Annotated in this window: 10 protein-coding genes and 1 pseudogene; 8 read left to right on the top strand and 3 right to left on the bottom strand. The window is 54.4% G+C overall.

Annotated elements, in window-relative coordinates:
* Positions 1–703: 703 nt before the first annotated feature.
* The 6 genes from ACPDZI_RS12185 (at position 704) to ACPDZI_RS12160 (ending at position 5,464) form a co-directional block, all read left to right on the top strand.
* Entirely contained in the window at positions 704–1,948 is a 1,245-nt protein-coding gene (locus ACPDZI_RS12185) for an aspartate aminotransferase family protein (protein ID WP_438833202.1), read from the top strand.
* Entirely contained in the window at positions 1,948–2,790 is an 843-nt protein-coding gene (locus tag ACPDZI_RS12180; protein ID WP_438833201.1) for a zinc-dependent alcohol dehydrogenase, read from the top strand. Before ACPDZI_RS12185 ends, ACPDZI_RS12180 begins: the two co-directional genes overlap by 1 nt.
* Positions 2,787–3,008 (top strand): hypothetical protein, encoded by a 222-nt coding sequence (locus ACPDZI_RS12175; RefSeq protein ID WP_438833200.1) that lies wholly within the window; start codon positions 2,787–2,789, stop codon positions 3,006–3,008. Before ACPDZI_RS12180 ends, ACPDZI_RS12175 begins: the two co-directional genes overlap by 4 nt.
* 14 nt (positions 3,009–3,022) lie before the next feature.
* Positions 3,023–3,658, top strand: coding sequence for an HAD family hydrolase (locus ACPDZI_RS12170; protein WP_411582778.1), 636 nt, complete (start codon positions 3,023–3,025; stop codon positions 3,656–3,658).
* A gap of 43 nt (positions 3,659–3,701) precedes the next feature.
* Positions 3,702–4,772 carry an MFS transporter gene (locus ACPDZI_RS12165; RefSeq protein ID WP_438833199.1) on the top strand — a complete coding sequence of 357 codons (1,071 nt, stop codon included), beginning with the start codon at positions 3,702–3,704 and terminating at the stop codon, positions 4,770–4,772.
* A 107-nt stretch (positions 4,773–4,879) separates the two neighbouring features.
* Positions 4,880–5,464 (top strand): DUF1349 domain-containing protein, encoded by a 585-nt coding sequence (locus ACPDZI_RS12160; protein ID WP_438833198.1) that lies wholly within the window; start codon positions 4,880–4,882, stop codon positions 5,462–5,464.
* Between the two features lie 222 nt (positions 5,465–5,686).
* Here ACPDZI_RS12160 and kup read toward each other — a convergent pair whose 3' ends face one another.
* The 3 genes from kup to ACPDZI_RS12145 all read right to left on the bottom strand — a co-directional run bounded on the left by kup (position 5,687) and on the right by ACPDZI_RS12145 (position 9,969).
* Entirely contained in the window at positions 5,687–7,555 is a 1,869-nt protein-coding gene (gene kup / locus ACPDZI_RS12155) for a low affinity potassium transporter Kup (protein WP_438833197.1), read from the bottom strand.
* Between the two features lie 561 nt (positions 7,556–8,116).
* Entirely contained in the window at positions 8,117–8,983 is an 867-nt protein-coding gene (locus tag ACPDZI_RS12150) for a restriction endonuclease (protein WP_438833196.1), read from the bottom strand.
* 80 nt (positions 8,984–9,063) lie between these two features.
* Positions 9,064–9,969, bottom strand: coding sequence for an FRG domain-containing protein (locus ACPDZI_RS12145; RefSeq protein WP_438833195.1), 906 nt, complete (start codon positions 9,967–9,969; stop codon positions 9,064–9,066).
* A 584-nt stretch (positions 9,970–10,553) separates the two neighbouring features.
* On the opposite strand from ACPDZI_RS12145, the gene ACPDZI_RS12140 reads away from it, so the two are divergent.
* Both ACPDZI_RS12140 and fdhF read left to right on the top strand, forming a co-directional pair.
* The gene (locus tag ACPDZI_RS12140) at positions 10,554–11,153 is read left to right on the top strand and encodes a 4Fe-4S dicluster domain-containing protein (RefSeq protein WP_017781341.1); all 600 of its coding nucleotides are present in this window, start codon (positions 10,554–10,556) and stop codon (positions 11,151–11,153) included.
* Between the two features lie 46 nt (positions 11,154–11,199).
* Positions 11,200–13,345: pseudogene (fdhF, locus tag ACPDZI_RS12135) on the top strand (formate dehydrogenase subunit alpha).
* The last annotated feature ends 34 nt before the right edge of the window (positions 13,346–13,379 follow it).

The following is a 13,379-nucleotide window of genomic DNA, read 5'->3' as shown; positions in this document are numbered from 1 at the left end:
TGATGCCGTGAACACAGGGGATGTCGGACCGGGCTTGCTCAACCTTCCTCATCTCTCCTTAAAAAAGAAATAAAACACTGTCTTTTTGTCAATGTAATGAGAGAAATATGCGAATTTGGTTTTTATTTTGGAATTTAAATCTGGAGTTAAAGTTTTTAATTGCCTGGCTCTGCCGGATGAAATCGCTTTCGTGGGTTCGGTTGGAAACTATTGGGTGACATGCGAATCCATATGAGATATTTCTATTATTACTATTTGTTGGTGGTGATTATTTATGACGGCAGGTTGTGCCTATCGCAGAGATATATAAGTAGCCAGAGCATTATCCATGTAGCTGTTTATTTAGGGTGTCCTCGCCACTTTCACGTGCATGTTGATGCTATGTCTATGAGTCTTTCCGACGGTCAAGAGGCCAGTCAGGTGATATATGCCAGTGAATATCATCTGCCGATGCGCACAATGGCATGAACACCAGCAATATATAAGCAGATGGTCACCCATGTGTGAATGGCTGACGTTGGTTATTCAAGTGTCTTGTCAATTATTGCGATCAGAACTGCAGTGACTTTATTTAAGAAGACATGCTGCTGATCCTGTTTCGCTGTGATGGCCTGCGTCTGCTCGTCGTCTGATATACCTGCACACAAATATAACGCGGTCATCAACGTGGAAATTTTATATATGCAAATCAAGGAGTGTATAAATGGAAGATCTTTTTGAAAAAAGCATATCACGGTATCGTGGGGATGGGCCCTATTTGTATGTCGATGGTTTTAAACTCATCGATGCCGCTTCCGGCACCTTCAACCTGCCGCTTGGGTATACACACAAGCGGCTGGCCGAGAAATTGAAACAACAGATTGATCGATGTGCGCATCTGAGTTCTGCTTTTACATGGGAGATCTCGCAACATATTCTCGAAAAGCTGACCAGATATACACCGCCAGCAATAGACAGGATCTGGCTGCGCGATGTGTCCGGCTCCGGGGCCGTCGAGTGCGCCATCCGGATGGCTCAGAAGTACACCAGACGCTCGGGCGTCATCTCGCTCTACCTGTCGCACCACGGGCAATCCCTGGCGACGGCCCAGATCTCGGGCAATGCGTTTCGCATCAAGCACTTCAATGTCAATATTGCTGGCTCGTTCAAGATCCCCACACCACCGAGCGTACTGGCGACGGAAGTTGATGAAACCTCGCTGGCAGGGTATCCCGACCTGGAGCAGATCCTGCAATTGGGATCCAACGATAATATCGCGTGCCTTATGATAGAGCCGGTGATGGGCAATGGCGGCAATATCGTTATTCCACAGGCGTTCTACCGGGCCCTGCGAGAATTTTGCCACAAGAATGGCATCGTCATTATTGCCGATGAGGTCCAGACGGGATTTGGTCGCACCGGTACTTTCTTCGCCAGCAACGGTTATGCCAAAGAGCTGGACCCGGATATCATCGTATTTGCCAAAGGGGCCGGTGGCATCGGCATTCCCACGGCCGGTGTATTGATGAAACAAAAACTCGACGTGCTGGAATCATTTGAACATTCCAGTACCTCAGGGGCCAACCCGTTATCACTGGTCGCCCTGAACGAGGTCATTGATATCATTGAGGATGAACAGCTTCTCGCCAATGTGCAGCAGAATGAGGCATTTTTACGCGATGGTCTGTTGGCATTGCAGGATAACCAGCCAGATATTTCTGGTGTGCGTGGGCTGGGTTATATGTTCGGATTTGATACTCCCTCGCCGGAATATGCGGCCCAGGCAATCAAGGTTGCGGCCAGCCATGGTCTGATCATTCGTGGTGCCCGTTATGGCAAGAGCAATGCATTGAAAATTCGCCCTCCCTTGATCTGTACCCAGCAACATTTGCAGGAAATTCTCACCAAGCTGGATGAAACATTTACCCAGATGCGCCGGGTTTATTCCCTGGACAAGGAGGTGGCGTGATGCAGGCATTGAAATATGTGAAAACATGGCAGGTCGAGGTGATTGAGTGCGCCGATCTTGTGTGTCTCGAAGCGGATGATGTGGTGGTCGATATTGCAGTGTGCGGTATTTGCGGGACGGATGTCGGTATCATCAGCGGTGCCTATCCGGTCGCGGTGCCAGGGACGACGCTGGGGCATGAAACCAGCGGGGTGGTACGGCGGATTGGCCGTGGTGTGAGCCGGCTCCAGGTCGGTGATCGGGTCGTGGTGAACCCGACCTATGCCTGCGGTGAGTGCAGAATGTGCCAAACGGGCAATCCCAACCACTGCGAGCAAAAGATGGGTACCGAAGCCGGTGTCTCCTATGATGGCGCCTTTGCTCACCAGTATCGGGCCAGGGAGGGCTTCCTGCGCAAGCTGGATGATCACGTGAGCATGGAGGCGGCGTCACTGACCGAACCCCTGAGCTGCACCATCACAGGGGTCGACAAACTGGCGATCACCCACACCAATATCCGTGCCGCCGTGGTGGGGGCCGGCCCCATGGGCATGCTCTATCTATGGGTCTTGCATCATCGGGGGCTCAAGCCATTTCTGGTGGAAAACAACCCGGGTCGCCGTGAGTTCGCGAGGGCACACCTGCCGCCGTCGACACCCATGTATGAGGATTTCGAGCAGGCCCTCGAGCAGGAATATGGCAGCAAGCAGAGCAATATCGACCTGTGCGTGGATACCACCGGACAACTGACCGAGCTCGTTTTTCCCGGCTGGCACCGGGCGGCAAATTGCTCAACGTGGCCCTCAAAGACAAGCAGGCCAGGCTGGACGTGCTGCGCATTGCAGACAAGAGCCTGTCGGTGATCGGCTCCATCGACTCATTGAACAACAGCTTTGAACGGGCCTACTCCATGATCCGGGATGGTGCTGTGCCGGTTGCCGGATTGATCAGCCATGTATTTGATTTCTCGGACTATCAACAGGCATTCAAGACGGTCGGTTGTGACATTGCCAACCAGGCCATGGTGCCGTTCTCCACACCGAACTGCAAAGTGCTGGTGCGTCTTGCGGATATCCACTGACCATGAGAGACACCATGCAGTCCATGACGGTTATTTTTGATATCGACGGGGTGATCGTCGACAGCGAGCAACTTCACTTCGATGTGTTGCGCCATCTTGCGCCAGAGCATGCCTGTTATTACCAGCCACAACAGCTGATCGGGTTGAGCCTGGAGGAGACGCTTGATCATATAAAGGTGCCGCGGGAGCACCATGCCGACATCACGGCGAAGACGGTGGCAACCTACAAGGCGCAGCTGGGAGAGGCGTACCTTCGCCCCGGCGTCCGAGCCTTGATCGCCGCCTTGCAAGTGGCGGGGATCCCGTTCGGATTCGTCTCGACAGCCCCTCGGGATATCTGTCTGGCCAATATCGCACTGCTTGGTTTGCAGGATCCTCCGAGGCTGATTTCCGGTGATGACGTCTTGCGGACCAAGCCCAGTCCCGACCCCTATCTGGCCATGCTCGACATCCTGGAGGCAAGGGCGGATCGCGTGATCGTGGTGGAAGACACCGACCTTGGTGTGCTGGCGGCGACGCGGGCGGGGATCGCCGCGGTGTATGGCTGGCCCCACGGGTTGTCTGAGCAACAGCACTACAGGGGTGCAACCGCCACCATCGAGCGGCTGGGCGACATTCCTGCCTTTGCCGCCTTGTGTCCCGCCATCTGATCGTTTGCTCCCTGGCCGCAGGGAGCTTGTTAGGAAGTCAATCATGTCAGAACTAGCCATGCCGGTGCTTATCCAGCAGCCCATCCAGGCCACCCGAAAAGCCTTTTTCATAGCCGGTTTCAGCCTGGCCACATGGGCCCCTCTTATTCCGCTTGCCAAAGAGCGGTTGCATGTCGATCACGGTGCCATGGGCGCCATCTTGCTGGCCTTTGGCCTCGGCTCTTTGCTGATGATGCCGTTGTCGGGTCTGCTGGCGGCGCGCTACGGCTGCCGGCGCGTCTTTACATCGGCCTTGTTGGTGGTGTTGCTCACCATGCCCGCACTGGTGCTGTTGGAGCAGATGTTGCCGATGGCGCTGGCATTGTTCGTGTTCGGGGCAGGGGTCGGTGCCATGGATGTCGTGGTCAATATTCATGCGGTCATCACGGAAAAACGGGCCGAAAAGCCCATCATGTCCGGCTTTCATGCCCTGTTCAGTCTGGGCGGCATTATGGGGGCCGGCGTAGCCAGTGCGTTGCTGGCATCCGGGGTGTCGCCCCTCCATGTGATCTTCATGGTGCAGGCGCTGTTGTTGCTACTCATGCTGTCGGCCTGGCCGGGGCTGTTGAATGAGTCGGAGCCGCGGGATACCCCCTTTTTTGCGTTGCCCCATGGCAGCGTCATCATGCTGGGGGCCTTGTGCTTCATCGCTTACATCATGGAGGGCGCCATGCTCGACTGGAGCGGGATCCTGCTGCTGGGGCTGCCGGATATCCATGCCAGCCAGGCGGGGATAGGATATACCCTGTTTGCCATCACCATGACCATCGGCCGCTTTAGCGGCGATCGCCTCATTGCCCTGTGCGGGCAGCAGCGGGTGTTTGTCGCCAGCGCCCTCTTGGCAACCTGCGGCTTTGCCATGCTGGTGCTCGGCGCATCACTATGGGGGCTGGCTTGCGCCTTCTTGCTGACAGGCTTGGGTCTTGCCAACATAGCGCCCATGTTGTTCACCGCCACGGGGCGCCAGCAGGCCATGCCGGATGCATTGGCAGTGGCCGCCGTATCGACCATGGGCTATTCCGGCATTCTGCTGGGGCCGGCCATGATAGGGGGCTTGCCCACCTGCTCTCATTGATGGGGGCATTTGCCTGCATCACGGCGCTCTCTTGCGCGCTGTTTCTCTGTGCCCGCCGGCTCCCGCTGGGTGGATGTCCCGAATAGATTGCTGAGGAGATAACGCCTATGAACAACGAACTCAAAGCATGGTCCTGGCTCAACGAGCCGGCCAGTTGGCAGCTGGATGGCGACCGCGTGCGGGTGGTGACCGACCATCGGAGTGATTTTTGGCAACGCACCTGGTACGGCTTTCAGCGCCATTCAGGCCACGTCTACGGCTGCGAGGTGGAGGGGGACTTCACCTTTCAAGTGTGTGTGGAAGGGGACTACACCACCCTGTATGACCAGGCCGGCCTGATGCTGATCCAGAATGAGCAGCACTGGCTAAAGGCGGGTATCGAGTTCAATGATGCCCAGCCCATGATCGGCAGCGTGCTGACCAATATCCAATCGGACTGGGCGACCGGGCTCTTTCCGGGGGACGCGGGCCGCTTCTGGCTGCGTCTGACCCTGGTCAACGGTGCCTTGCGTCTGCAGTACTCCTGCGATGGTGAGCAGTGGCCTTTGTTGCGTCTGTGTCCCTTTCCGGCCGACCCCCGCCACTTCATCGGCATCATGTGCTGTACGCCGGAGCGGGAGGGGCTGGCGGTCACCTTCTCCGATATTCGTCTCTCCCCGCCGCTTGGCAAGGCATTGCATGATTTGAGCTGACGCCACCCTCTGTTCGCCATGGTTCGCACCAGAAGGGCCTGGGATGAGGGAAAGTCAGCCATATGGTCGCGGTGGTGTGCTCCCTTCTCCCCTTGCGGGAGAAGGGTTGGGGATGAGGGGGAAAAATGCCCCCATGGTTAACGGCAAAAAGAGAGGAAGGCCAATGCCTCCCTCTCTCTTTGCTGACGTTTTCTATGCCTTTAAGAGGCCATCAATCCGCCATCAGATATCCACCTGGGATCCCAGCTCGATGACCCGGTTGGGCGGGATCTCGAATTGATCCGGGGCGCGCAGGGCGTTGCGCTGCAGCAGCATAAAGAGCTTGCCGCGCAGGTAGAGATACCAGGGGCGTTCCTTCATGATCAGCGACTCGTGGGCCATGAAGAAGGAAGTCTCCATCATCCGGCAGCTCAGCCCCTCGGCGTTGCAGCGGTGGAAGATCTCCTCCACGTTGGGGGTCTCGCGCCAGCCGTAGCTGGCCACCACCCGCCAGAAGGTGGGGGAGAGCTGCTCGATGCAGACCCGGCGCACGTTGTGAACGTAGGGCACCTCTTCCACCCGCAGGGTGAGCAGGATGATCCGCTCGTGCAGCACCTTGTTGTGCTTGAGGTTGTGCAGGAGCGCGTGTGGGATCACGTTGACCACCCGCGACATATAGACCGCCGTGCCGGCCACCCTGGTCGGCGGGGACTTTTCCAGCGAGGCGATCATTGGCTCCAGCGAGTTGCCGTGCTCGTTGAGGCGGCGAATAAGCTGAAAGCGCTCGCTCTTCCAGCTGGTCATCACGGTGAACATCACCGCGCCCAGGGTGAGCGGCAGCCAGCCGCCGGAGAAGATCTTGGCGAGGTTGGCGGCAAACAGCGGCACGTCGATGGCCAGCAGCGCGATAAACAGCGCGGCCACTAGGAACTTGTTCCAGTGCCAGCTGTGGCGAGCCACCGAGCAGGAGAGGATGGAGGTGAGCACCATGGTGCCGGTCACGGCGATGCCGTAGGCCGCCGCCAGATTGCTGGAGTGCTCGAAGCTCATGATGACGATCACCACCGAGATATAGAGCATCCAGTTGATGACCGGAATATAGATCTGGCCGGACTCCTGCTCGGAGGTGTGCACGATGCGGATGGGTGAGAGATAACCCAAGCGCACCGCCTGCCGGGTCAGCGAGAAGACCCCGGAGATCACCGCCTGCGAGGCGATCACCGTCGCCAGGGTCGCCAGCAGCAGCAGCGGCAGCAGCGCCCATTTCGGGGCGAGCAGGAAGAAGGGGTTGGTGATGGCCTCGGGATGGGCCAGCAGCAGCGCCCCCTGGCCGAAGTAGTTGAGCACCAGGGAGGGCAACACCACCATAAACCAGGCGCGCCGGATCGGGCTCTTGCCAAAGTGGCCCATGTCGGCGTAGAGCGCCTCCACCCCGGTGATGGCCAGCACCACGGCGCCGAGAGCAAAGAAAGAGGCGCTCTGGTACTTGGCAAAGAAGCGCAGCGCCCAGACGGGGTTGAGCGCCCCCAGCACCTCGGGGTGCTGGAAGATGCTGTTCAGACCCAGCACCGCCAGGGTGATGAACCAGGTGAGCATGATGGGGGCGAACAGCTTGCCCACGGTGGCGGTGCCGTGTTTCTGGATGGCGAACAGCAGGGTCAGCACCAGCACCGAGAGCGGCACTATATAGGGGTCGAGGGAGGGGGCAGCGATGTTCAAGCCCTCGATGGCCGACATCACCGACATGGCCGGGGTGATCACCACCTCGCCATAGAAGAAGCTGCCGCCAATCAGCCCCAGGATGATCAGCAAGGGGGTCCACTTGGCCGGGGTGTTGCGGGTGGCCAGCGACATCAGGGTGAGGATGCCCCCTTCACCTGCGTTGTCGGCCCGCATCACAAAGGAGAGGTACTTGACCGAGACCACCAGGATCAGCAGCCAGAAGATCAGTGAAAGAAAGCCCAGGATGGAGGCGGGCTCTACCCCGAAACCGAACTGGCCGGAGAGGCACTCGCGTAGGGTATAGAGCGGGCTGGTACCGATGTCGCCATAGACCACGCCGATCGCCGCCAGCGTAACGCCGGACAGGGCTTGTTGTTTATCACAGTTCATGAGTTCATCTTGTCAGTTTGATGTTTACACGTTTGCCACAGCAGATCGCCCCGAACACATCAGGTATGTATGGATACAATATCGGGGGGAAATCAAAGGATTGCGATGGGAAGGGAGCTAATCGGATATAAAGATGCGTTTCATGGGACACAGTCTGTTCATCTGCCGTTAAGGGTATAATGACACACCCGTCGTAGGTTTATGCTCAGGTATAAATAATCAAAAAGGGGTGGCTAACGAAATTATTAATTGGCCGTTGATTGAAATACCCCGTCCAGACCCTGGCAAGTGATTGTTTTAGCTGACTATCCATTTTTGCCAGCGTTTTGCATCAAGCTGGCTAAGAAATAAACGATAAAATGCTGACCAATAAAGAGGGGCTCTGGCAGTAAAAGAGAAGGGAATAAGGCTGCAATAGAGTCTTTATTTATCAAGAGACAGCAAGTAGGGTGCAATGAACGAAGTGAATTGCACCGCGAATTAAATATGTAAGAGGTGCAATACGCTGCGCTTATTGCACCCTGTGTTACTACTTGAACTTCTGAAAAAGGCGCTGCAATATTAATTACCCCCCCAATTTTTTACTATTCTCTCTCGAAAGATAGCTGTCTTTATATCCTTCTGTAGATATTCAATAACACCTATTAACTCTTTTGAAAAATCTATAGTGAATGGCATAGAGGATGGTTTAGGCACATGAAAATCATAACTTAAGCTATGCAGCTTGAGTTTGTACTCTGATGTTTCAATGAAGGTATTAATACATGGATAGTTTTGAGTATGTTGACCATACTGGTCTCTATATTCTTCACGTAGACGACTTTCAAGCTCAAAAATGGAAAATCTATCATTTTTTGATAGGTCACAAATGTATATCTCGTTGTTCATATGGTGAAGGTTAAGAGGTTTCGATACATCAATAGTCGTATTTTCTTTAACCCAATTACCATCTACTATAGGACGAAAAGCTACAATTCTAACCGGCAATTGGGCTTGTATATCAAGATCTATTATTTTTAGTAATGGAGTGCCATCTTGGCTTTGCCAATCTGACTCGTTTTGTTCCCTTACGATTAGCAAATCCACTTTATTGTTTTTCGCTTTAGCTTCTGCTCCGCTTTGGTAGCCAACTTTAGTTGCGAATACGGGTTTTAAGTCAGGAATGTCCCTTATTTTCCCAATCAGGGCATCAATTTTTTCAACAGTTACTTTTGATGCGTAATCCTTACATTCGATGATTGTTTTATATGTGACACCACCTAAATCATACTCCCAATATAAATCAAACTCTCGAGAGTTACCGAAATTATCGGTAATTATCTTATTTCGTTCTATTTTGATGTTTTTGTATTTTAAATATTCTTCAGAGTCTAGTAGAGCCTGCTGTAAATTTTGAACAAAGACTTCATAGTCATTACCTGCTGCCATTATTCCACCAAGATATTAATTTATTGTGCTGTGATCAAATGGTTGTTTTTTAACTGGATGAAATATCATCTCAAGAGCTTTTATTTAATGGGTTTGTTTTCATATCGAGTTCTCATGTGTGTAGCGACATGCTCTATTTCTGGATAAATAGTTGATTTCATTATACCTAAAGATTCTAGTTGTGTAAGGATTTTTGATTTATGCTCACGCATAATTACTAAGCGTTTTGAATCAACAAAAACCTGTTTCTTGTTATTCATTTCAGCACATTGAAGCTTGTTATTATTTATTCCAAACAATAAAAACGCACCCTCTTGCTTTATTATTCTTGGATTATCCAGTTTTGGTTTCACACAAATCACAGATTCTAGGTGAACAGCTTTAATTACCGGCTTAAAATATGGTTTCTCTTGTTTTATCTCATGTAGTAATAGCTGGACCGCATCTTCTTTATTAAAGAGGTCTTTGCTCATTGCTTTTATGTTTTCTATAGAGAAATCAGATGGTCTACGTGCAATATTAGCAATGACAGATACGGTATCACTATCATAGTATTTGATATCTTCAATATCAAAGTCATATATAATAATTTCACCATCATCATTTGGTTCACTACTGCAAGCAAAGAATAGAGCAATTAAAGGATTTTTGGTAATATCTAGTAGTCTGCTAGGTAAAAAATAGTGTTGCATCTTAACTAAATGTTCAAACGTGCTAGTAGCATGATAAAAATCATTAGGGCATTTAGTTATTATTTCTCTATACATTCTATGTTCGTTTTCAATAAGACCTTTATGTCTATATATAGATGGCTGAATATTGAATCCAAAATATCCATGGCCTCGATAGTAAAATTCACCAGTTGTACTGAGCTTTTCAATAACTGATAAAAAAGTTCTCACACTACCTATTGGAATATGTGCAATAGAATCACGCTTTAAACGTTCTTCAATTTTAGAGGAAACCGTACTCATTTTTTTCATCATTTCCCTTCTTATTTAATATATAGTGGCCAACTGGCACATATTAACCACAGGGATAGAAAACTGAAGGGGCAGGGGCTTAAAACCGGCTCTGGCTCAACAAATCAGTCAATAAGTGGCCTATTTTTTCGGTTTGGCTTGATGATGACTTGCCTGCCCGATAGCAAAACCAAATAACTTGCCGCTGTCCCTAGCTGCTTCTGTGTGCTGTGCATCCCATTTTTGGCTCTTGGCTTGTCTCCCCGGATTTCGTCCCTTCGCTTACGTAGTTTATGGTGCCCAATCCTTGCTCCAAACTCCTTCGAACGGCTCCATCACGCGGTTGGGGCAGGGGGTTGTCAGCCAGTGTCGACCTCGTCACTTTTGTCATGTCGAGCAGGGGGCCAGCCTCTTCGTCACCCTCGTCAGTTACGGAAAATACCGCCTTTGTCATCCATATTACCCCTTTATTTTCATTGGCTTGTGATTTTATGACGGGTCATCTACCCGTGTTGGTCTGATAAATGCTTTGTGGGGGCAGACCGCGTTGTCGCCTGCCTAGTGGGTGAGGGCGGTCGGGTGTAACGAACCATTTAGGATCCCTCTCTATGAACAGCTTCGTGATTGCCGATCCCAGTCTCTGTATTGGGTGTCGTACCTGTGAGGTGGCCTGCGCCGTTTCACACCAGTCAGGGTCTTGCAGCGGGACCCTTGAGCGGGAGGGCGGCCTGCATCTTGCCATCGAGGATGGACATCTGGTTTCCAAGGACAGCCATTTTCAGCCGCGCCTGAAGGTGATCGTGGGCAGCAAGGTGACCACGCCGGTGCTCTGCCGCCAGTGTGAAGACAAGCCGTGCGCCATGGCCTGCCCCAACAACGCCATCGTCAGCGAGGATGGCTGCGTCAAGGTGCTGCAGGCGCGCTGCATCGGCTGCAAGTCCTGCGTGGTGGCCTGTCCTTACGGCGCCATGGCGGTGGTGGTGAAAGAGGTGGCCCCCACGGCCGATTCGCTCTTCAAGCGGCCGCAGACCAAGGCGCAGGCGCTCAAGTGCGACCTCTGCCAGCACCGCGAGGCGGGCCCGGCCTGTGTCGAGGTGTGCCCGACCCAGGCGCTGCGGCTGGTCACGCCGGCCCACCTTGACACCCTGAACCGGCAGAAGCAGCTGGCCAGTGCCGAGGCACTGCTGGCGATGCCGGCGCGGGTGTGAGCGGGCTTGCCGAGCCGTTTTTCGTTAACAAACAAGAGTGTGAGTCATGAAAAAAGTCATTACCGTGTGCCCTTATTGCGGCACCGGTTGCAAGATCAACCTGCTGGTTGAAAACGACAAGGTGGTGGGGGCCGAAGGCGCCAACGGCCCGGACCAACGAGGGGCAGCTCTGCCTCAAGGGCTATTACGGTTGGGATTTCTTGAACGACACCAACCTGCTGACCCCCCGTCTCAAGAGCCCGATGATCCGCCGCGAGCGCGGTGGCAAGCTCGAAGCCGTCTCCTGGGACGAAGCTATCGAGTTCGCCAGCAGCCGTCTCTCGGCCATCAAGGCGAAATATGGCCCGGACGCCATCATGACCACCGGCTCTGCCCGTGGCCCCGGCAATGAAGCCAACTATGTGATGCAGAAATTTGCCCGTGCAGTGATTGGGACGAACAACGTCGACCACTGCGCGAGGGTGTGACACGCACCCTCAGTCTCCGGTCTGGAGACAACTGTAGGCAACGGCGCCATGAGCAACGCCATTCCCGAAATTCAAGAGACCAAGTGCCTGCTGGTGTTTGGTTACAACGCTGCTGACTCTCACCCCATCGTCGCCCGCCATATCCTCAAGGCGAAGGCTAACGGGGCTAAGGTGATTGTGTGTGATCCGCGCATGGTGGAGACCGCCCGCATCGCCGATCAGTGGCTGCCGCTCAAAAACGGTTCCAACATGGCGCTGGTCAACGCCTTCGCCAACGTCTTGATCAATGAAGGGCTCTACAACAAGGCGTTCGTCGCCAACTACACCGAAGGGTTCGACACCTTCAAGGCCACGGTGGCCAAGTACACCCCGGAATATGTGGAGGGGATCACCGGCCTCAAAGCCGCCGATATCCGCGCCGCCATTCGCACCTATGCCGCATCGCCAGCTTCCATGATCCTGTGGGGCATGGGGGTGACCCAATACGGTCAGGCGGTGGACGTGGTCAAGGGGCTGGCGGGGATTGCGCTGCTGACCGGCAACTTCGGTCGCCGTGGCACCGGCTGCGGGCCGGTACGCGGTCAGAACAACGTGCAGGGCACCTGCGACATGGGGATGCTGCCGCACCAGTTCCCGGGTTATCAGTCGGTGGCCGATCCCGCCATCAGCGCCAAGTTTGCCAAGGCGTGGGGCGTGCCGTCTCTTTCCCAGAAACCCGGCTACCGGTTGACGGAGCTTGGCCACAAGGTGGAGGAGGGCAAGTGCAAGGCCTTCTATATCTTTGGGGAAGATCCGGCCCAGACCGAGGCCGATCTCGGTCAGTTCCGCCGTACCCTGGCGGGGATGGAGCTGGTGATCGTGCAGGATATCTTCATGACCCAGACCGCCGAGATGGCCGACGTCATTCTGCCCGCCACCAGTTGGGGTGAGCACGAGGGGGTCTACAGCTCGGCGGATCGCGGCTTCCAGCGCTTCTACAAGGCGGTGACGCCGCCGGACAACGTGAAGCCGGACTGGGCCATCTTCTCGCTGATGGCGACCGCCATGGGGTATCCCATGGAGTATCGCGACACCCAGCAGATTTGGGACGAGCTGCGCGGACTCTGCCCGCTCTACGCCGGGGTCAGCTACGACAAGATGGCCGATCTCAAGAGTGTGCAGTGGCCTTGCCCGACCGAGGATCACCCTGGCACCAGCACCCTGTTCGAGGGGAATGTGTTCACCACCCCGAGCGGCAAGGGTCAGCTGATTGCCTCCGAGTGGCGGCCGCCGCTGGAGCAGCCATGTGCCGAGTACCCGCTGGTGCTCTCCACCGTGCGCGAGGTGGGTCACTACTCCTGCCGCTCCATGACCGGCAACTGCTCGGCGCTGCAGACTCTGGCCGATGAGCCGGGCTATGTGCAGATCCACCCGAGCGATGCCAAAAAGCTCGGGGTGAAGGATCAGGCGCTGGTCTGGATCTCGTCGCGCCGTGGCAAGGTGATCACCCGGGCCAACTACAACGAGCGGGTCAACGCCGGGGTGGTCTACATGACCTACCAGTGGTGGATCGGGGCCTGCAACGAGCTCACCATCGAGCACGTGGACCCCGTCTCCTACACGCCGGAGTACAAGTACTGCGCAGTGAAAATTGAGCGTATCGAGGATCAGCCAGGGGCGGAAGTGTACGTCCAGACTGAATACAGCGCGCTCAAGGCGAAATTGCGCAGCGCCGCCAAAGGGTAATCGTCGTTAATAAAGTGGATCCAGGCTCTGTATA

The sequence above is a fragment of the Aeromonas oralensis genome (assembly GCF_049665575.1).
Lineage (GTDB): Bacteria > Pseudomonadota > Gammaproteobacteria > Enterobacterales > Aeromonadaceae > Aeromonas > Aeromonas hydrophila.
Note: the sequence above shows the minus strand (reverse complement) of the source record. Positions and strands in the feature narration are given on the sequence as shown.

Coding starts and splice junctions, on each gene's coding strand:
- ACPDZI_RS12185 (WP_438833202.1), top strand. CDS start 704: ATGGAAGATCTTTTTGAAAAAAGCATATCACGGTATCGTGGGGATGGG.
- ACPDZI_RS12180 (WP_438833201.1), top strand. CDS start 1,948: ATGCAGGCATTGAAATATGTGAAAACATGGCAGGTCGAGGTGATTGAG.
- ACPDZI_RS12170 (WP_411582778.1), top strand. CDS start 3,023: ATGCAGTCCATGACGGTTATTTTTGATATCGACGGGGTGATCGTCGAC.
- ACPDZI_RS12165 (WP_438833199.1), top strand. CDS start 3,702: ATGTCAGAACTAGCCATGCCGGTGCTTATCCAGCAGCCCATCCAGGCC.
- ACPDZI_RS12160 (WP_438833198.1), top strand. CDS start 4,880: ATGAACAACGAACTCAAAGCATGGTCCTGGCTCAACGAGCCGGCCAGT.
- kup (WP_438833197.1), bottom strand. CDS start 7,555: ATGAACTGTGATAAACAACAAGCCCTGTCCGGCGTTACGCTGGCGGCG.
- ACPDZI_RS12150 (WP_438833196.1), bottom strand. CDS start 8,983: ATGGCAGCAGGTAATGACTATGAAGTCTTTGTTCAAAATTTACAGCAG.
- ACPDZI_RS12145 (WP_438833195.1), bottom strand. CDS start 9,969: ATGATGAAAAAAATGAGTACGGTTTCCTCTAAAATTGAAGAACGTTTA.
- ACPDZI_RS12140 (WP_017781341.1), top strand. CDS start 10,554: ATGAACAGCTTCGTGATTGCCGATCCCAGTCTCTGTATTGGGTGTCGT.